At 53.5% G+C, this 17,188-nt stretch carries 22 protein-coding genes; all 22 read left to right on the forward strand.

Annotation, left to right across the window (positions count from 1 at the left end; genetic code table 11):
- The first annotated feature begins 99 nt into the window (after window positions 1-99).
- The 22 genes from flgB (at window position 100) to flhB (ending at window position 17,181) form a co-directional block, all read left to right on the forward strand.
- Window positions 100-516 (forward strand): flagellar basal body rod protein FlgB, encoded by a 417-nt coding sequence (flgB, locus tag ACI7RC_RS01765; RefSeq protein WP_408106492.1) that lies wholly within the window; start codon window positions 100-102, stop codon window positions 514-516.
- A gap of 6 nt (window positions 517-522) precedes the next feature.
- Entirely contained in the window at window positions 523-984 is a 462-nt protein-coding gene (gene flgC, locus ACI7RC_RS01770) for a flagellar basal body rod protein FlgC (protein WP_408106493.1), read from the forward strand.
- A 15-nt stretch (window positions 985-999) separates the two neighbouring features.
- Window positions 1,000-1,299 (forward strand): flagellar hook-basal body complex protein FliE, encoded by a 300-nt coding sequence (gene fliE / locus ACI7RC_RS01775; RefSeq protein ID WP_408106494.1) that lies wholly within the window; start codon window positions 1,000-1,002, stop codon window positions 1,297-1,299.
- 31 nt (window positions 1,300-1,330) lie between these two features.
- Complete coding sequence (gene fliF / locus ACI7RC_RS01780; protein WP_408106495.1) at window positions 1,331-2,917, forward strand: flagellar basal-body MS-ring/collar protein FliF; 1,587 nt, start codon at window positions 1,331-1,333, stop codon at window positions 2,915-2,917.
- Between the two features lie 13 nt (window positions 2,918-2,930).
- Complete coding sequence (gene fliG, locus ACI7RC_RS01785; protein ID WP_019119116.1) at window positions 2,931-3,944, forward strand: flagellar motor switch protein FliG; 1,014 nt, start codon at window positions 2,931-2,933, stop codon at window positions 3,942-3,944.
- Window positions 3,928-4,755 carry a flagellar assembly protein FliH gene (fliH, locus tag ACI7RC_RS01790; RefSeq protein ID WP_408106496.1) on the forward strand — a complete coding sequence of 276 codons (828 nt, stop codon included), beginning with the start codon at window positions 3,928-3,930 and terminating at the stop codon, window positions 4,753-4,755. Before fliG ends, fliH begins: the two co-directional genes overlap by 17 nt.
- Window positions 4,742-6,067, forward strand: coding sequence for a flagellar protein export ATPase FliI (gene fliI, locus ACI7RC_RS01795; RefSeq protein WP_408106497.1), 1,326 nt, complete (start codon window positions 4,742-4,744; stop codon window positions 6,065-6,067). Before fliH ends, fliI begins: the two co-directional genes overlap by 14 nt.
- On the forward strand, window positions 6,064-6,516 hold the full coding sequence (gene fliJ, locus ACI7RC_RS01800; protein WP_408106498.1) for a flagellar export protein FliJ: 453 nt from the start codon (window positions 6,064-6,066) through the stop codon (window positions 6,514-6,516). Before fliI ends, fliJ begins: the two co-directional genes overlap by 4 nt.
- Before the next feature lie 13 nt (window positions 6,517-6,529).
- Window positions 6,530-7,414, forward strand: a complete 885-nt coding sequence (locus ACI7RC_RS01805) for a magnesium transporter MgtE N-terminal domain-containing protein (protein WP_408106499.1) — start codon at window positions 6,530-6,532, stop codon at window positions 7,412-7,414.
- Window positions 7,415-7,478: 64 nt separating this feature from the next.
- The gene (locus ACI7RC_RS01810; protein ID WP_408106500.1) at window positions 7,479-8,813 is read left to right on the forward strand and encodes a flagellar hook-length control protein FliK; all 1,335 of its coding nucleotides are present in this window, start codon (window positions 7,479-7,481) and stop codon (window positions 8,811-8,813) included.
- Between the two features lie 14 nt (window positions 8,814-8,827).
- On the forward strand, window positions 8,828-9,235 hold the full coding sequence (locus tag ACI7RC_RS01815; protein WP_408106501.1) for a TIGR02530 family flagellar biosynthesis protein: 408 nt from the start codon (window positions 8,828-8,830) through the stop codon (window positions 9,233-9,235).
- Window positions 9,236-9,316: 81 nt separating this feature from the next.
- The gene (gene flgG, locus ACI7RC_RS01820; RefSeq protein ID WP_408106502.1) at window positions 9,317-10,132 is read left to right on the forward strand and encodes a flagellar basal body rod protein FlgG; all 816 of its coding nucleotides are present in this window, start codon (window positions 9,317-9,319) and stop codon (window positions 10,130-10,132) included.
- 75 nt (window positions 10,133-10,207) lie between these two features.
- Window positions 10,208-10,429, forward strand: coding sequence for a flagellar FlbD family protein (locus ACI7RC_RS01825; protein ID WP_408106503.1), 222 nt, complete (start codon window positions 10,208-10,210; stop codon window positions 10,427-10,429).
- A 13-nt stretch (window positions 10,430-10,442) separates the two neighbouring features.
- A complete protein-coding gene (locus ACI7RC_RS01830; RefSeq protein WP_408106504.1) occupies window positions 10,443-10,883 on the forward strand; it encodes a flagellar basal body-associated FliL family protein in 441 nt (146 codons plus the stop codon).
- 37 nt (window positions 10,884-10,920) lie between these two features.
- Window positions 10,921-11,913 (forward strand): flagellar motor switch protein FliM, encoded by a 993-nt coding sequence (fliM, locus tag ACI7RC_RS01835; RefSeq protein WP_408106505.1) that lies wholly within the window; start codon window positions 10,921-10,923, stop codon window positions 11,911-11,913.
- A complete protein-coding gene (fliY, locus tag ACI7RC_RS01840; protein ID WP_408106506.1) occupies window positions 11,906-13,153 on the forward strand; it encodes a flagellar motor switch phosphatase FliY in 1,248 nt (415 codons plus the stop codon). Before fliM ends, fliY begins: the two co-directional genes overlap by 8 nt.
- 27 nt (window positions 13,154-13,180) lie before the next feature.
- Complete coding sequence (locus ACI7RC_RS01845; RefSeq protein ID WP_408106507.1) at window positions 13,181-13,543, forward strand: response regulator; 363 nt, start codon at window positions 13,181-13,183, stop codon at window positions 13,541-13,543.
- A 7-nt stretch (window positions 13,544-13,550) separates the two neighbouring features.
- Window positions 13,551-14,240 (forward strand): flagellar biosynthetic protein FliO, encoded by a 690-nt coding sequence (locus ACI7RC_RS01850; RefSeq protein WP_408106508.1) that lies wholly within the window; start codon window positions 13,551-13,553, stop codon window positions 14,238-14,240.
- Between the two features lie 37 nt (window positions 14,241-14,277).
- A complete protein-coding gene (gene fliP, locus ACI7RC_RS01855; RefSeq protein WP_408106717.1) occupies window positions 14,278-14,994 on the forward strand; it encodes a flagellar type III secretion system pore protein FliP in 717 nt (238 codons plus the stop codon).
- 28 nt (window positions 14,995-15,022) lie between these two features.
- Window positions 15,023-15,292 (forward strand): flagellar biosynthesis protein FliQ, encoded by a 270-nt coding sequence (gene fliQ, locus ACI7RC_RS01860; protein ID WP_408106509.1) that lies wholly within the window; start codon window positions 15,023-15,025, stop codon window positions 15,290-15,292.
- A 3-nt stretch (window positions 15,293-15,295) separates the two neighbouring features.
- Window positions 15,296-16,075 (forward strand): flagellar biosynthetic protein FliR, encoded by a 780-nt coding sequence (gene fliR, locus ACI7RC_RS01865; protein ID WP_408106510.1) that lies wholly within the window; start codon window positions 15,296-15,298, stop codon window positions 16,073-16,075.
- A complete protein-coding gene (gene flhB / locus ACI7RC_RS01870; protein ID WP_408106511.1) occupies window positions 16,075-17,181 on the forward strand; it encodes a flagellar biosynthesis protein FlhB in 1,107 nt (368 codons plus the stop codon). Before fliR ends, flhB begins: the two co-directional genes overlap by 1 nt.
- Window positions 17,182-17,188 lie beyond the last annotated feature (7 nt).

A 17,188-nucleotide genomic window follows, 5' to 3' on the forward strand; every position in this document is an offset into this window, starting at 1 on the left:
CCAAAAAATCGACATTTTTTCACAGAATTTCACAGTTAGATGTTTTTGTTATGGGTGAAGAGGGTATTTGTATCTATAAGGCAAACGGAGGAGGAACGGTTGATGAGCATGGATCAATTGCAGCTGTTGGCCAGGTCGTTGGACGTGGGGATGCTCAGGCAGCGTACGATCGCCAACAACATTGCCAACATGGATACTCCGCAATTTAAAAGCAAACAGGTCGTCTTTGAAGACCTGCTGCACCAACAGTTGAGTGAAGCAGGAGGCAGCGGACTGGCCGCCTACAGAACGGACCCGCGCCATCTTTCCTTTGGTTCGGGACAAGCTGGAGCGATTCCAGCTCCGCAGATCGTCTCCAATCCGGACGCTCTGGTGCAGAACAACGGCAACGACGTGGATGTTGAATACGAAATGAATCAGCTTGCGAAAAATACGATCTGGTACAACGGTTTAGTTCAGATGACTAACGGGTATTTTACCAAATTGAAGACCGTAATCGACGGCGGGGGGAGGTAATCTGAAGTGAGCTTGTTTCAGGGAATGGATACATCGGCATCGGCTTTGACGGCCAACCGGCTCCGGCTTGATACGATTGCTGCCAACGTGGCCAATGCGAAATCGACCCGCGCCCGGATGGTAAACGGCGTTTGGGAGCCGTACCGGCGCAAGGTCGTCGAGGTGCAGCCCAAGACGAATCAGTCATTTGAGAATTTGCTGCAGGCAGCCGTTGGAAACGTCAGCAGCCGCCCCGAACAAGGCGTGAGAGTTTCGGCGATTCGGGAAGATGAAACCCCGTTTCAACGCGTGTACAATCCCGAGTCGCCCGATGCTGATGCAGACGGCTATGTGCTTATGCCAAATGTCGACATCATGAAGGAGATGGTCGACATGATTTCCGCCTCTCGATCATACGAGGCCAACGTGACAGTGTTAAATGCCGCTAAAAGCATGATGATCAAAGCGTTGGAAATCAACGGGAGATAAGGGGAGTAATTATTAATGGAAATAAACCAGATAGCAAAGGTCGCGATGCTGCCGCAAGCGGCGCCGGCAGAAAAGGCATCGGCTGCGGATACCGCGAAATCTTTTGCCTCATTTTTATCTGATTCACTTGAGCAGTTAAACAATTCTCAGGTAGAGGCAGCGACACTGACCGAAAAGTTTGTCGCAGGAGAAATCCAGGATGTTCACCAGGTGATGCTCGCAGGAGTGAAGTCGTCGACGGAACTGCAGCTTGCCGTGCAAGTGCGAAATAAAGTCATAGAATCCTACCAAGAGATCATGCGCATGCCGCTCTGATACGGTTGGTAATTTCTTGGTGAGGTGAATTATGAACGAACGACTGACGCTATATAAAGAACGAATCACGCAGACGTGGAATCGGCTAACAGGCAAGCAAAAGCTTCTGATCACAGGGACCGTGCTCTTTCTGCTGATCTCACTCGGCCTCTATGCATACATAGCTTCAAAACCGGTGTACGTCTCCTTGTACAACCAAAGATTGAGTGAACAAGAAGTAGGGACGATCAAGCAGGAATTAGACAGCAGGCAGATTCCGTACCGTATCGTCGGAAATGGAACGGGTATTGAAGTGCCGCAGGCTGTCGCCCAGGACACGATCGTAGAATTAGCGGCCCAGGGAATACCGCGAGAAGCCAGCATCAGCTCTGATATTTTTTCCAGTGCCGGCCCGTTTGGCATCACTGACAATCAGTTTCACATGCTGAAAAAGGACGCCCTGCAGCTGGATCTGCAAAAAATGCTGGAGCGGGTCCGCGGAGTTCGCTCAGCGAAAGTTATGTTGACCCTGCCTGAAGAGGGAGTCTGGGTAACGGACAAGCCGGATTCTGCCACGGCCTCCGTCGTTGTCGATGTGGAGCCGGGTACACAGTTAAACCAGCAGCAAATCAAGGCCTTATACCATCTCATTTCCCGCAGTGTGGAAAAGCTTCCAGTCGAAAATATTACCGTTACGGACCAGTACTTCAATCCGTTGGAGATGACGGGTGACGAGGACAGCGCTGGCAGCTTGACCGGATTCCAACAGCAAGAAAAAATCAAAGCCAACATCGAAAGAGAAATCCAGCAAAATCTGTACAATCTGCTCGGTACGATCATGGGCAGAGACAAGGTGATCGTTCACGCGGCCGTCCAGATGAACTTCGACAAGGAAAACCGCGTCGAAAACTTGGTAGAGCCGGTGGACAAGGAGAATAACGAAGGGATTATCATCAGTGCCGAGAAGATCTCCAAGACCTTTAGCGGAAAAGGCGCCCCGGCCGGCGGCATCGCCGGAACAGGTCCCAATGACGTTCCTAGTTTTCCTTCCGCTGCCGGACAAGGTGCTGACAGCGACTACGAGGAATTGCATGACAAGGTCAACCGGGAAGTCAACCGGATCACCCGGAATATCACGACAAGTCCCTACCAAATTGAAGACTTGACGATCAACGTCGGCGTCGAACCGCCTGACGGTGGGCAGCTGGATCAGGCGACATTAGACAATATCAAACAGGTGCTGCGCAATGTCGTCAGGGTAACGCTAAGCAGAAAGAACGTACAGTTGTCTGAACAAGACCTCGACGAGCGAATCACTGTGATTCCACGCACCTTTGCCGGAAAAGCGACAGATCAGCAGCAAGCTGCGGTCAGTCCTTACCTTCTTTACGGTGCCGGCGCATTGGCGCTGCTCGCTCTTGGCGCCGTTGCCTTTCTTGTTATCCGCCGCAGAAGCCGTACGGATCAGCCGTTGGAGGAAGCAATCGATGATATGCCTGCTCCGCAGTTGAGCGAAATCCCGGATATTCAGCGTGAAGATAGCGAAGAAGTCATTGTCCGCAAACAATTAGAGAAGCTGGCCCGCAGCAAGCCCGACGAATTTGTCACACTGCTGCGAACTTGGCTGGCTGAGGATTAGGAGTGAACAACAGATGGTTCGCGGAACGAAAGAACTGACGGGCAGACAAAAAGCGGCAATTCTGCTGATCACGCTTGGTCCAGAGGTATCCGCTCAAGTGTTTAAAAACTTGCGTGAAGACGAGATCGAACAGCTGACCTTGGAAATTGCCAATGTGCGAAAGGTAGACAACCTGGAAAAAGAAAAGGTATTGGCAGAATTTCATCAGATAGCCGTAGCGAATGAAGTGATCGCCCAAGGCGGGATCACCTACGCCAAGGAAATTCTGGAGAAAGCGCTGGGTGCATCCAAGGCGATCGATATCATCAACCGCCTGACCGCAAATTTGCAGGTGCGTCCGTTCGATTTTGCCCGCAAAGCCGACGCCAGCCAAATTTACAACTTTATTCAAAATGAACACTCGCAGACGATTGCACTGGTCTTGTCCTACCTGGACCCGGAGCAGGCAGCGATGATCCTGTCGGCGCTCCCGCAGGATCGGCAAGCAGACGTGGCAAAGCGCATCGCCATGATGGACAGCACATCTCCCGAGGTGATTGCCCAGGTAGAGCAGGTGCTGGAACAGAAGCTGTCAGCCACCGTCAGCCACGATTACACGCAGGCAGGCGGCATAGAGGCAATCGTCAAGGTCCTCAACGGAGTAGACCGAAGTACCGAGCGCACGATCCTTGACTCTCTGGAAATCCAGGATCCTGAGTTGGCAGAAGAAATCAAGAAGCGCATGTTTGTCTTTGAAGATATCGCTACCCTTGACAACCGCTCCATCCAGCGGGTCATCCGGGATGTCGACGGCGCCGATTTGCAATTGGCGCTGAAAGTGTCCAGCGAAGAAGTGAAAGAGACGATTTTCCGGAATATGTCCAAACGGATGGCCGAGACGTTCAAGGAAGAAATGGAATTTATGGGGCCTGTCCGTTTGCGGGATGTTGAAGAGGCTCAGTCGCGGATCGTCGCGACCATTCGCCGCCTAGAAGAGGCGGGTGAGATCATCATCGCCCGCGGCGGAGGGGATGATATCATTGTCTAGGATTATCAAAGCTTCGGGATATTTGCCTTCTTCTGAAAAAATCGCCCTTTCCGTAACCGCTCCGACATTAAAGACGGAACAAGTTCAGGAAAGGTTGCAGGAAAATCAAAAAATTTTTTTAGAAGCCAAAAAAGAAGCGGACGCCATCATTCGCGACGCGGAAGAAACTGCGGAAAAGCTGCTGGCGGAAGCTGCCAGGCAGGCAGAGCTGCAGCGCGAACAGGCGGAAAAGGAAATCGCCCAATGGCGAGAAGAACGCTTGCAGGAAATAGAGGAGATCGCCCGGCAGCGCTATGAGCAGGCGCAGCAGGAAGGGTTTGCTGCCGGACACGAGGCCGGCAAGCAAGCTGCCTTGGATGAAGAGCGGGAGCGGGTTGAACGGGCAGGCCGGCTGTTGGAGCAGGCACAGAGCGAAAAACAGCGCATGATCAACGAAGCGGAGCCGTTTCTCGTCGGTCTCAGCACCGAGATCGCCAGGAAGATCATCGGCAAGGAGCTGGCTGCCGCGCCCGAGCAGGTGCTGGCGATGGTTGCCGAGGTTCTGCGCCGCTCTCGCGTGCATGGCGAGATTACCGTTTGCGTCAACCACCGCTTCTACGATTTAGTCGCGGAAAATCGAGCCGAGCTGTTGGCGCTGTTGGACGGACAAGCCGAATTGTCGATCATCCCGGATTACTCCGTTCAGGACGAAGGGTGTGTCATCCGGACTCCGCTCGGCAGCGTGGATGCAAAAGTGGACACACAACTGAAGGAGATCAAGCAGGTTTTGCTGGAGATCGCGCGGGGAAGTGAAGCATATGAGGCTACTTGATCTCACGAAATACACGCAGGCCCTGCAGATGCTCGATCCGGTCCGCGTCAACGGAAAAGTGACCCAGGTCGTCGGATTGACTGTGGAAGCCCAGGGACCCGAGGCCAAGCTTGGCGAGATCTGTCTCATCTATCCGCAGCACAACCAGGAACCGCTGATCGCGGAAGTCGTCGGGTTTCGCGATCACAAGGTATTGCTAATGCCGCTCGGAGAGCTGTCGGCGATTGGCCCCGGATGCGACGTGGTCGCGACCGGCAAGCCGCTTTCGGTAAAAGTGGGACCGGAAATTCTCGGGACGGTGCTTGACGGTTTGGGACGTCCTTTGGACGGGACAAGCCTGCCGTCCGGCTTGGCGGTATATCCGACGAACAACTTGCCGCCCAATCCGCTGCAGCGCCCAAGGATTTCGGAGCCGCTGGGTGTTGGCGTTCGAGCCATCGACGGCCTCTTGTCCGTGGGGAAAGGCCAGCGGGTAGGAATTTTCGCCGGATCAGGCGTGGGAAAGAGTACGCTCCTCGGGATGATTGCCCGCAATACCAGTGCCGATATTAATGTCATCGGTCTGATTGGAGAGCGCGGACGGGAAGTGATGGAATTTATTCATCGCGACCTTGGCGAAGAAGGTTTGAAGCGGTCGATCGTTGTAGTCGCCACATCAGACCAGCCAGCCATGATCAGGATCAAGGGAGCGATGATCGCCACCTCCATCGCAGAGTATTTTCGCGATCGGGGTCTTAACGTGATGCTGATGATGGATTCCGTTACGCGTTTTGCGATGGCTCAGCGCGAGGTCGGCTTGGCGATTGGAGAACCGCCGGCAACCCGCGGATACACGCCGTCGGTATTTGCTCTGCTGCCGAAGCTGCTGGAGCGGGCCGGTACGGCGAAGAAAGGCAGCATCACCGCTTTTTACACCGTGCTGGTCGATTCGGACGACATGAATGATCCGATTGCCGACGCGGTTCGCGGAATTCTCGACGGCCATATCGTGCTCGACCGTAAAATTGCCCAAAAAGGGCAGTTTCCGGCCATAGATGTGCTGGCGAGCGTAAGCCGTGTGATGAATGAGATCTGTACCGACGAACACCTGGCAGCGGCCCGCCGGTTGAAGCAGCTGCTGGCAACATACCGGGAGTCAGAGGACTTGATCAATATTGGCGCGTACAAACTGGGGACGAATCGGGAAATTGACGAGGCGATTCGCAGCCGTGAGCTGATTCACCAGTTTGCCGTACAGGGGACGCACGAGCCGGCGGAGCTTTCAACAAGCGTTAGCGAGCTGATTGCAAAATTTGGGGGTGGGCACAGATGAGTACATTTCGCTTCCAACTGCAAAAAATCGTCGATTTGAAGGAAAAAGAGAAGGAACAGGCTGAGTGGGCGTTTGGCCTCTCCCAGCAGCGCAAGGCGGAAGAAGAGCAAAAGCTGATGCAGCTTGACCAGCATCGCGAAGAAGTGACCCAGTCGTTGTTTGAGTTGCAGCATCAGTCCTGCAGTGCAGCCGAATTGATGGAGATCGCCCGCTACCGGCATTCGGTGGAGAGGGCGATTGCAACGCAGCAGAAGACCTTGTTCGGTTGTGAGCAGGAGTTGGAACGCTGCAAGCGCAGGTTGACCTACCACATGCAGGAGTCCAAATTATGGGAGCGAATGCGTGAGAGGGCCAAGGAGCAATTTGAAGACAGCGAGCGAAAGCGGGAGCAGAAAGAGCTGGACGAAATGGGCGTAGCCCGCTACATCCAGCGAGTGAAGCAAGCCTGAAGGGAGGTTCCCCATGGAAGAGATCCAGGAAGAGAGAGCGTATAGCAAATGGGAATGGTTTTTTTACATGTTGATCATACCGGCGCTCTTTGCCAGCCTTCTGGGCGGAGTTCTCCTGAGCCTGCTCGGCGTAGACGTCGTCGGAAAACTGACTTCCGCGGCGAAAGCGATCCCGTACGTCGGACAGCTTGCAGGCGGCGAGAAAAAAAGCGGCAGCGATCCAGCTGCACCGCCGGCAAATCCACAGGAAAAGCCGCTTCAGACAAAGCAGGCCGAAACGAACCAGACAATCGAACAATTGAAATCAGCAGCGGCTGAAAAAGACACGACAATCCAGGCCATGCAGAAACAGGTGGACGACCTGAAACGGGAATTGGACGACAAACGGGCAGACGAAGAGGCGAGGCAGAAACAGTATCAGGATCTGGCCAAGGTCTACACCTCGATGTCGTCGCGCAATGCCGCCTCGATCGTAGGGAACTTGTCCGACCAGGAAGCCGTCGCCGTGCTGGGCAAGATGAAACCCGAACAGCAGGCTGACATCCTGGCCAAAATGGATCCGAAAAAGGCCGCCGATATTTCGATTCTGCTAAAGGACACGACAGTCAACAAGGATGAAGACATCGCCGCCCTGCAGCAGCGCGTACAAGCCTTAACCGGCGAATTGGCTGCGGCTCGCAAGGATTCGGCTACCCTCGAGTCGCTGATCAGCAGCTTTTCCCAGATGAACGCAGACGACGCAGGCAACATTTTGCAAAGCATGGCCGCATCCGATCGAAAAAAAGTGATTTCCATCCTTGCCGGCATGGAAAGCGACAGGCGGGCGCAGATATTGGCTTCGCTGTCCAAGAAAGACGAGGCGCTGGCCGCTCGTTTAACTGGCGAGTTGCTCCGATAACCGGTATGATCCGCTTATCGTTTACATAGCAACTATTCTTTGTCAAATACGAGGAGGTGACGAAATGAATGTCATGATGACGACGCCGGCGGTGCCAGGCACAGTGCCGGGACTCCCTGGAGAAAAGGGACAAGCCTCGACTCCGACAGATCTGCTCGGGATGCTTTTTGCCCTGCAGCTCGGCAGTGCGCTCCAGAATACGGACGAAACAGGCCGGACCAGTGAGCTTTTGCCGCTGCAGGACGAGCCCGGCGAAGAGCAGATGGAAATGCTGCTGGCTCTGCTGCAGCAGTCGCTTGCGGGTGGACAGGTAAACCTGAATGACGATTTGCAGCCGTTTATGGATGCGGCGAATCTGCAGCCGCTTCAGCAAGCGGATCTCGCAGGAGGACAGCAGGCGGCAACTCTCTCCGTTTCCCCGGAGCAGCTGCTTCCATTGTTCAAGGCCGGTGAGCAGCCGGGACAGCAAAGTGCGTACGCACAAGTCCTTCAGCTTCTGCAAGCCTCGGCCAAGGAGGGGCAGTCCGTTCAGCTGAGCCCAAACCTGACGGGGACAGACCAGCTGAAGTTATTGCTGAGTCAATTAGGGCTTGAAGGGAACAAAAGCGAAACGGATGGCAGCCAGGTTCCGACCGTGAAGCAGACCGGTTCCAAAGGATCGGGATATCAGCCGTTCATGACACAGGCCATGGCTGGGACGACGGCCCCTATTCAACCGATGCGGGTTAATCAGGCCTTGCTCAGCTATCAAGCCCAGGCAGCGGTGCAAGTCCGCCAACCTGCAGTCAATGTGACCCAGGCGGGCGGAGAACTGGCAAATTTGGATCCTAAGCTGGCAGAACAGCCTGACAGCAGCGCTATTCCGGTGCCCGCTGCACCTTCCCCGGCTAGTGTGGGAACGCAGTTTGCGTCAGGTGCGGCAAGCAACGGGGCAGCCGTCTATCAGACACGGGGTGACCACCTTGCCCAGGACGTCAGCAGCCTGTTTGTCAAACAGATGAAGCTGGAGAACCAAGATGGCATTTCTCATGCGAAGCTGCTGTTGTTCCCGCGCTCATTGGGACAGGTGGACGTAAGAATCGTCGTTCACAACGGATTGATATCGGCTCAGTTCCTGGCTGATTCGAAAGCGGGGAAAGACTTGCTGGACAACCAGCTGCCGCAGCTTCGGGCAGCATTGGTGCAGCAGGGATTGCAGGTGGATCGCCTGGAGGTATTGCAGCAACAGCAACAGCAACAGCAACAGCCGTCATACGACTTCCAGCAGCAGGAGGGCCGCCGCCAGCAGACACCGGAGCGGCAGAACCAGCAGCAGGAGGAAGAGACGGAAGCTTTTTCGCTCGACAGTCTGCTAGAGGAAGCCGATGACGCTTCGTCCGGGACTATGCGCAGGGTGTAAGGAGTTGTGCCGACATGAATCAATCGTTTCGCGTCGGGCAGGCGTACTATCCATCAAAGCCGGGTGGAATCGGCAATCAGCCAAATCCGGCCGCTGCTGTCACAAAGCCCTTTCAACATTGGCTGGATGAGACACTCCAGCAAAACACGGCAGCTGCAGTCGAAGGACCAAAGTTGTCGTTTAGCCATCACGCATTAAACCGATTGCAGGAACGCGGCATACACCTGGCGGATGAAGAAGTGGCCAGGCTGGAAGGAGCTGTTCAGCGGGCTGCAGCGAAGGGGGCCAAAGACGCCCTCGTCTTGATGGACAATGTCGCATACGTCGTCAACATCAGGAGTCGCAAAGTGGTGACGGCACTCGATCAGGCACATATGAAGGAAAACGTCTTTACCAATATTGACAGTGCAGTATTTGCATAAATGGGCCGGCCCTCATCGAGGAAGCCCGCGGTTGCGGACTGACTGAAGCAACCGTCATAACAGTATAAGGGGGTAGTAAACATGCTTCGTTCTTTGTATTCAGGAGTTTCCGGGATGCGCGGCTTTCAAACCAAGCTGGATGTGATCGGTAACAATATCGCCAACGTCAACACGGTCGGGTTCAAGAAGAGCCGGGTGATGTTCCAGGATATCTTAAGCCAAAATATCTCCGGTGCAACCGCGCCGACTGATGACGGTATTGGCGGTGTCAACCCACGCCAGGTCGGCTTGGGTTCGACCGTGGCAGCCATCGACGTCGTCCATTCGCCAGGAAGTCCGATGATGACCAACCTGATTTCCGATTTGGCGATTGAAGGCGATGGCTTTTTCATCGTCAGCCCCACACAGGATGGAGAACCATTCTATTTGACTCGGGCCGGCAACTTTACGCGGGATGCCAATGGATTTTTGGTCACCTCGCAGGGGTATTACGTGATGGATGACAGCGGATCCGGACCGATTGAGATTCCGCGCGACCAGTATGTGTCATACTCCATCGGCAAAAACGGGGTTGTCACCGGGACGACTCCGGAAGGAACCAATGAAGAGATCGGCACGATTGGCGTAGGAGTCGTCAGCAATCCAGGCGGCTTGAAGAAGGTGGGCAATTCCTTGTTCGAATTGACGCCGAATGCGCATCCGGACGGAGAGTTCGAAGTGACAACTCCGGCTGAGGCGAACTCCTCGATCATTTCTGGCCAGCTTGAGATGTCCAACGTCGATCTGACGGAAGAGTTTACCGAAATGATCGTCGCTCAGCGCGGCTTCCAAGCCAACTCGCGAATCATCACCACGTCCGACAGTATCTTGGAAGAAGTCGTCAACCTGAAGCGGTAATAGCTAACAAGGGTGGAGATGGGAGCGGGCGGGAAGCTCGCCCCTCCTGACTGCCATCTTTTAGGGGGATATTTGATGGTTTTCCTGACCCGTTTTAACGGAACAACGTTTTACCTCAATATCACTCACATCGAGTCAGTTGAGTCAACTCCTGATACGGTCATTACCCTGACCAGCGGGAAAAAATACATCGTCAAAGAGGCTGCCGAGGAGATAGCCGCGCGTATCACTTCGTTTTATCAGGCGGTTCCGATGGCCTCTACGGTTTCGCGGTCGACGAGCGAATCAGATGAATAGCGGGAGGCTACCCATGTTTCAAAACCGGTTATTTAATATGGCGCTTATCATTATTATTGCAATTACTTTGCTCGGCGTGGTCAGTTTTGTCTTATGGCAAACGTATTACGCTTCTCCGGCAGATGCCAAAGAGACGACGGCTTTAACTGCCGATGAAATGCTGAAATACACGGTAGACACGGATGAAATCACCACCAATTTGTTGACAAACAACTTTATTGTCGTACGTTTCAGCATTACGGCAGACAGCAAATCCGCCAAGGAAGAGCTGGAGAAACGGAAACCCCAGGTGTTGAATATCATCAATAAAACACTAGCGGGACTGACTCCGGAAGACCTCAAGGGAACAGAGGGTCTGAACAAACTGGAAGCCAAGATCATGAATGAGATTAGCGCGATCATGCAAGACGGCAAGATTTTGCAAGTCATCACAACCGTGAAAAAAATGACCTAGCGTTTTCGCAGGGTTTACGATAAAGGAGGTGACCGCTATGGCCGAGGTTCTCTCACAGAATGAGATTGATGCGCTGTTGGCTGCTCTGTCTTCGGGGGAGATGGATGCGAATGAATTGAAAAAGGAAGAGAGCGAACGGAAAGTCAGGGTGTATGACTTCAAACGGGCGCTGCGTTTTTCCAAAGACCAGATTCGCGCACTGACGCGCATACATGAGAATTACGCCAGATTGCTTACAACCTACTTCTCAGCGCAGCTCAGAACCTTTGTGCAGATTCATGTCGCCTCTGTTGATCAATTACCATACGACGAGTTTATCCGCTCCATTCCCAAAATGACCATTCTCAACATTTTTGAAGCCCCTCCGCTTGAAGGGCGAATGGTGATGGAGGTAAATCCCAACGTCGCGTATGCCATGCTTGATCGTCTGCTCGGGGGGCAGGGAAACATCCCGGTCAAAACAGGGGCGCTGACGGAAATTGAGTCGACTGTCATGGAACGAATCTTCAGGAATGCCCTGGAAAGTTTTTCAGAAGCGTGGAAACAGGTAACAGACCTGGAGCCCTACTTGGATATGATGGAGATGAATCCGCAGTTCATGCAAATCGTCTCCCCGAATGAAATCGTCGCCGTGATCTCCTTCAGCACCAAAATTGGCGATACCACCGGCATGATCAACTTGTGTCTGCCGCACGTGGTTCTTGAGCAAATCATGCCAAAGCTGTCCGGGCAGTACTGGTTTTCCTCACGCAAGACGCCTAATGAGGGGGCGCAGCGGATTTTGGAAGAGCGGGTCAAAACGGCCAAGCTCCCACTAATCGCAGAAATCGGTACCGCGACCATCAGTGTCGGGGAACTGCTTCACCTGAACAAAGGGGACGTTATCCAATTAGACCAGTCTATCGATCAAAAGCTGAACGTCCTCGTCGGCAGCACCGTCAAGTTTCGCGGTCAGGCCGGAACCATGAAGGGCAGGATCGCTGTTCAGATCGACGAAGTCGTGGAGCAAAGGGAGGAACATGATGAGTAAAGATATGTTGTCGCAGGACGAAATTGATGCGCTGCTTCGCGCCAGCAACTCATCAGCAGATGAAGAACCTGGAGATGGCCTGGATGTGTCAGAACTGCTTACGCCATTGGAGCAGGATGCACTGGGTGAAATCGGGAACATTTCGCTGGGCAGTGCGGCAACCGCACTTTCCACATTGCTGAGCCAAAAGGTTGACATTACGACTCCGACGGTCTCCGCCATACGCAAAAGCGAATTGAGCGCCGAATTTCCGCAGCCGCATGTGTCTGTTCACGTGAAATACACAGATGGTTTCCAGGGAGTCAATGTGCTGGTCTTTCAGATGGTTGATGCCGCTATTATTGCCGACCTGATGATGGGCGGTGTCGGGGACCCGAATGCAATTGAATTTACCGATATCCAGATCAGCGCGGTTCAGGAAGCGATGAACCAAATGATGGGTTCGGCGGCGACCTCGATGTCGACGATGTTCAATCAGTTTGTCAACATTTCGCCGCCAAGCGTCGACATTATGGACTTGGCGCAAGGGAGCGGCGCCGAAGTCATCCCTGATGAAGATACACTGATCAAGGTCTCCTTCCGCCTGAAAGTGGGAGATTTGATCGATTCCCAAATCATGCAGCTCATCCCGGTCCAATTTGCCAAGCAAATGATCGATCGGCTGATGGGAGCCGGGGATGATTCGACAGAGACCGCACAACTGGCCAGCCCAACTGTAACGTACGATCCGGCACCGGTTGCCGCTGCTGCTGCGTTTGCGGAGCCGGCAATCCCGGCAGCGCAACAACCGCCTGCTGCAGGACTGTACAGCCAGCCGGCACCGCAGATGCCGCCAATGGCTCCTTCAGCACCGGCAGGGATTCCCGCTTATGGGCATACGCCGCAGCACATCGGGGGATTTAGCTCTTACGGGAACGCTACGGCAAATGTTCGTCCGGCGGAATTTATGCCGCTGACGCCAAGTCCGGCAACCTTGACGGAGGACAATCTGGGGCTTTTGCTGGATATTCCGTTAAAGGTGACGGTTGAACTGGGCAGGACCAAGAAATTGATCAAGGAGATCCTGGAGCTGTCTTCCGGTTCCATTATCGAATTGGACAAGCTTGCCGGTGAACCGGTTGATATCTTAGTCAACAACAAGCTGATCGCCAAAGGCGAGGTCGTGGTGATCGACGAAAATTTTGGCGTACGGGTCACAGATATTATCAGTCAATGGGATCGCGTCCAAAAACTGCAATAATCTTTCATAAACAAGGAGGAAACGAAAATGTCCAACAAAGTGTTGGTTGTGGATGACGCTGCTTTCATGAGGATGATGATCAAGGAAATCTTGACGAAGAACGGCTTTACGGTCGTCGGAGAAGCGAGCGACGGCGCACAGGCCGTGGAAAAGTACAAGGAGCTCGGCCCTGATCTGGTGACGATGGATATTACCATGCCGGAGATGGATGGAATTGCCGCGCTCAAGGAGATCAAGAAGCTGGATCCTAACGCCCGGATCATCATGTGCTCCGCAATGGGTCAACAGGCAATGGTAATCGACGCCATCCAGGCGGGGGCAAAAGACTTTATCGTCAAACCGTTCCAAGCCGACCGCGTAATCGAAGCGATCAAGAAGACGCTGGGTTGACACGATGATGTTTCACTGCAGAAAGGCAATGCTGGCAGGTTTATGCGGCATCTTGCTCTTGCTGTTTGGCTGTCTGCCCGCTGCCGTCCACGCTGAAAGCACAGGCAATGATACGACTGTGATGGAAGAGTTCGACAAATCGGGCAGCTTGACGCCGCAAACGGAGAGCAATTTGCCTACGGCAACAGAATCGGCAGACAACTTTGCCCCCAGCGGATGGAAGATTCTCCTGCAGATCCTGTTTTCCTTAGGGGTCATCATCGTGCTCATTTACCTGCTGCTGCGGTTTCTCAAGCATCAACAGATGGGGAGTATGGGCAGAGGGCCGTTTAAAGTCATCGGGGCCATACCGCTGGGAAGTGGTAAATCAGTACAGTGCGTCATGATCGGCGACTCTCTTTACGTATTGGGGGTTGGCGAGAACATTCAGTTGCTGCGCCACATACCGGCAGGGGACGAACTTGACTCGATTTTCCAAGAAGTTGAAATGCAACCGCTGGCTGCGAAGGGATTGGCCGGATGGCTGTCTGAACTTAGGTCCGGTAAAAAGGCAGGGGTACAGGGAGAGCTGTTCGAAAACGAAACAGGTTCTTTTGATCAGACACTGGAAAAACAGTTGAATGCCTTGCAGGAATTAAACAGCAAATCGGCTTTGTGGGAAGGCGATCAGCGGCAAAAGGGGAACAGAGATGAATAAGCGTTTGTCCATTCTACTTATCCTTTTTCTGTTAGTCATGCTCCCAGCGCAGGTGCACGCTGCACCAGAGCTTTCCGCTGTGCCGGGAATCGACATCAAAATCGGCGGAGGGGATCCCGGCAGTCCGTCGGAGACCGCCACGACTGTACAGCTGCTTTTGATTCTGACAGTCCTTTCCGTGGCTCCCGCGATTTTGCTGCTCGCGACCAGCTTTACGCGCATTGTCATCGTCCTGTCATTTGTCCGCAATGCGCTTGCCACTCAGCAGATGCCGCCGAATCAGGTGCTGATCGGGCTCGCTCTGTTTCTGACCTTTTTCATCATGGCTCCGACCTTTTCCGCGGTGAATGAAACGGCGGTCCAACCGTTTTTGCAAGGCCAGATTTCACAGCAGCAGGCACTGAGTCAGGCAGTCATTCCCTTTAAGGAATTTATGGCGAAGCAGACGAGGGCTAAGGATTTGGCACTGTTTCTCGATTACATGAAGGCAGAGCGGCCGACGAGTGTCCAAGACATTCCGCTGACCGCACTCGTTCCAGCCTACGCCATCTCCGAGTTGAAGACAGCTTTTCAGATCGGGTTTATGCTGTTTATCCCGTTTCTTGTCATCGACATGGTGGTGTCAAGCATCCTGATGGGGATGGGAATGATGATGCTTCCGCCAGTCATGATTTCGCTTCCGTTTAAAATTCTTCTATTTATTATGGTCGACGGTTGGCATCTGGTTGTGAAATCGCTTCTGGCCAGCTACTAGGCCGGTTGAACAGGCGAAGGAGGGCGAAATGAGTACAGAATTGATATTGCAGATAGCCCAGGGAGCCGTTTCCACCATCTTGATGGTCACCGCTCCGGCGCTGGGGATTGGCTTGGTCGTCGGATTGCTGGTCAGTATTTTTCAGGCGACCACGCAAATTCAGGAACAGACGCTTGCCTTCATCCCGAAGATTGTCGCGGTCATGCTGGCCCTGCTCGTATTTGCTCCGTGGATGTTGAAAACTCTCGTTGAGTTTACAATGAGCATCTACGGAAATTTACACCGATTTGTGGGATAGCATATGGAGTTGATTCAGCAGCAATTATCCGTTTTTTTACTCGTGTTTGTCCGCTTGACCGCTTTTTTCGTCTCGGCGCCGGTATTTTCTTTCCGTGGCGTGCCCAATCAGTTTAAAATCGGCCTGGCGCTTGCAACAGCTTTTATCAGCTACTCGCTCGTACCTTATACCGGTCCGATCCCGCTGGACTTGGGCTTTGTCCTTTACGCTGTCAAGGAAGCGCTGGTCGGCCTGCTGCTGGGAACGATCCTGCAGCTGTTGTTTTACGCCGTTCAGGTTGCCGGCGGGATGATCGATATGCAGCTCGGCCTTGCGCTGGCCAACGTGATCGATCCGCGAACGGGCGCTTACGTGCCGCTTACCGGCAGTTTTAAAAACGTCTTGGCCACCTTGTTTTTGCTTGCGACGAATGGCCATCACATGATCATTCGCGGCATACTCGCCAGCTATCAGGCGGTTCCGATCGACCGGGCGTGGCTTTCGTTTGGCAGCGAGTCGCTCGTTCAACTGGTCCTAAAGGTATTTTCCTACATGTTCATGAGCGGCTTCATGATGGCCGCGCCAGTCGTCGTGGCAATTTTTCTCGTAGATCTCTCTCTTGGTATTATCGCCAAAACCGTGCCGCAGTTTAATATCTTTGTGGTCGGTTTGCCAATAAAAATTGTCTCTGGCCTGCTCATCCTGTTTATCGTCCTGCCCGGTTTCTTCTACGTCTTGAGCGGATTGTTCGGAAAGATGTTTGCCGCGATGTCCGACATGATGAAGCTCCTGGGAGGCACGTGATGAGACAGACAAACATGCTGTTTCCAATCGACCTGCAGTACTTTAACGGCGAAAAGACGGAAAAGGCGACGCCGCGAAAAAAGCAGGATGCGCGAAAAAAAGGCCAGGTGGCAAAAAGCTCTGAGCTGTCGCCGGCGATCACGCTTGTCATGACGTTTTTTCTGTTGCTGATGTCAGGCTCGTGGATGTTGGAAGTGTTCCAGAGCATTCTCCGCCAGTCGCTTATGACCTACACGCTGTGGGAGGTAAACGAGGAGAATCTGAAGGTCATGATCCAGCAGGTTGCCTTTGCAGGAGGGAAGATCGCAGCTCCGGTATTGGGCGTCATCTTCATCTCGGCGGTAATGACCAATTACTTGCAGGTAGGCAATCTGTTCACCGTCGAACCGATCAAGCCAAAGCTGGAAAAGATCAATCCGATCAAAGGCTTCAAGCGCATCTTTTCTCTGCGCAGCCTGGTAGAACTGGCCAAGTCCCTGCTTAAGATCAGTACCGGTTTGTACATCGCTTACGTCATCCTGCTGGCAGCCAAGGACGAGTTGATCAAACTGCCGATGAAGACAGTGGAAATCGTGCTCTCCTTTACCGCCGGACAGGCTGTCAAGCTGGGGCTGATGATCGGTGTTCTGCTGCTGGTCTGGGCGTGTTTTGACTACCTGTATCAGCGGTACGAATACGAAAAGAACCTGCGGATGTCCAAGCAAGACATTAAAGACGAGTATAAGAAGACGGAAGGGGACCCGCTGATCAAAAGCAAGATCAGGGAGCGCCAACGTCAGATGGCGATGCGCCGGATGATGCAGGAATTGCCCAAGGCGGATGTCGTGATTACCAACCCGACGCACTTCGCTGTGGCGATCAAGTACGAGGCGGCCCAGATGAGCGCGCCGACTGTGATTGCCAAGGGGCAGGACTACCTGGCATTAAAAATCAAGCAGATCGCCAAGGAAAACAGGATCGTAGTCATGGAAAACAAGCCACTTGCCAGAGCGCTGTACAGCCAAGTGGAGATCGGCCAGCAAATTCCCGAGGAACTGTTCAAAGCAGTAGCAGAAGTGCTGGCATACGTGTACAAGCTGCAAGGAAAGGCAGCAAGAAGAAGATAGAGAACGA

This window comes from Brevibacillus sp. B_LB10_24, assembly GCF_046036945.1.
In the GTDB taxonomy this organism is placed as follows: Bacteria; Bacillota; Bacilli; order Brevibacillales; family Brevibacillaceae; genus Brevibacillus_C.

What these genes read in the sequence shown, in the direction of transcription:
- ACI7RC_RS01830 (WP_408106504.1), top strand. Translation starts at nt 10,443, where the DNA reads ATGTTTCAAAACCGGTTATTTAATATGGCGCTTATCATTATTATTGCA.
- fliG (WP_019119116.1), top strand. Translation starts at nt 2,931, where the DNA reads ATGGTTCGCGGAACGAAAGAACTGACGGGCAGACAAAAAGCGGCAATT.
- ACI7RC_RS01845 (WP_408106507.1), top strand. Translation starts at nt 13,181, where the DNA reads ATGTCCAACAAAGTGTTGGTTGTGGATGACGCTGCTTTCATGAGGATG.
- fliQ (WP_408106509.1), top strand. Translation starts at nt 15,023, where the DNA reads ATGAGTACAGAATTGATATTGCAGATAGCCCAGGGAGCCGTTTCCACC.
- fliR (WP_408106510.1), top strand. Translation starts at nt 15,296, where the DNA reads ATGGAGTTGATTCAGCAGCAATTATCCGTTTTTTTACTCGTGTTTGTC.
- flgG (WP_408106502.1), top strand. Translation starts at nt 9,317, where the DNA reads ATGCTTCGTTCTTTGTATTCAGGAGTTTCCGGGATGCGCGGCTTTCAA.
- fliI (WP_408106497.1), top strand. Translation starts at nt 4,742, where the DNA reads ATGAGGCTACTTGATCTCACGAAATACACGCAGGCCCTGCAGATGCTC.
- ACI7RC_RS01810 (WP_408106500.1), top strand. Translation starts at nt 7,479, where the DNA reads ATGAATGTCATGATGACGACGCCGGCGGTGCCAGGCACAGTGCCGGGA.
- ACI7RC_RS01825 (WP_408106503.1), top strand. Translation starts at nt 10,208, where the DNA reads ATGGTTTTCCTGACCCGTTTTAACGGAACAACGTTTTACCTCAATATC.
- fliF (WP_408106495.1), top strand. Translation starts at nt 1,331, where the DNA reads ATGAACGAACGACTGACGCTATATAAAGAACGAATCACGCAGACGTGG.
- ACI7RC_RS01805 (WP_408106499.1), top strand. Translation starts at nt 6,530, where the DNA reads ATGGAAGAGATCCAGGAAGAGAGAGCGTATAGCAAATGGGAATGGTTT.
- ACI7RC_RS01815 (WP_408106501.1), top strand. Translation starts at nt 8,828, where the DNA reads ATGAATCAATCGTTTCGCGTCGGGCAGGCGTACTATCCATCAAAGCCG.
- fliY (WP_408106506.1), top strand. Translation starts at nt 11,906, where the DNA reads ATGAGTAAAGATATGTTGTCGCAGGACGAAATTGATGCGCTGCTTCGC.
- fliH (WP_408106496.1), top strand. Translation starts at nt 3,928, where the DNA reads ATGATATCATTGTCTAGGATTATCAAAGCTTCGGGATATTTGCCTTCT.
- fliE (WP_408106494.1), top strand. Translation starts at nt 1,000, where the DNA reads ATGGAAATAAACCAGATAGCAAAGGTCGCGATGCTGCCGCAAGCGGCG.
- fliJ (WP_408106498.1), top strand. Translation starts at nt 6,064, where the DNA reads ATGAGTACATTTCGCTTCCAACTGCAAAAAATCGTCGATTTGAAGGAA.
- flhB (WP_408106511.1), top strand. Translation starts at nt 16,075, where the DNA reads ATGAGACAGACAAACATGCTGTTTCCAATCGACCTGCAGTACTTTAAC.
- ACI7RC_RS01850 (WP_408106508.1), top strand. Translation starts at nt 13,551, where the DNA reads ATGTTTCACTGCAGAAAGGCAATGCTGGCAGGTTTATGCGGCATCTTG.
- fliP (WP_408106717.1), top strand. Translation starts at nt 14,278, where the DNA reads ATGCTCCCAGCGCAGGTGCACGCTGCACCAGAGCTTTCCGCTGTGCCG.
- fliM (WP_408106505.1), top strand. Translation starts at nt 10,921, where the DNA reads ATGGCCGAGGTTCTCTCACAGAATGAGATTGATGCGCTGTTGGCTGCT.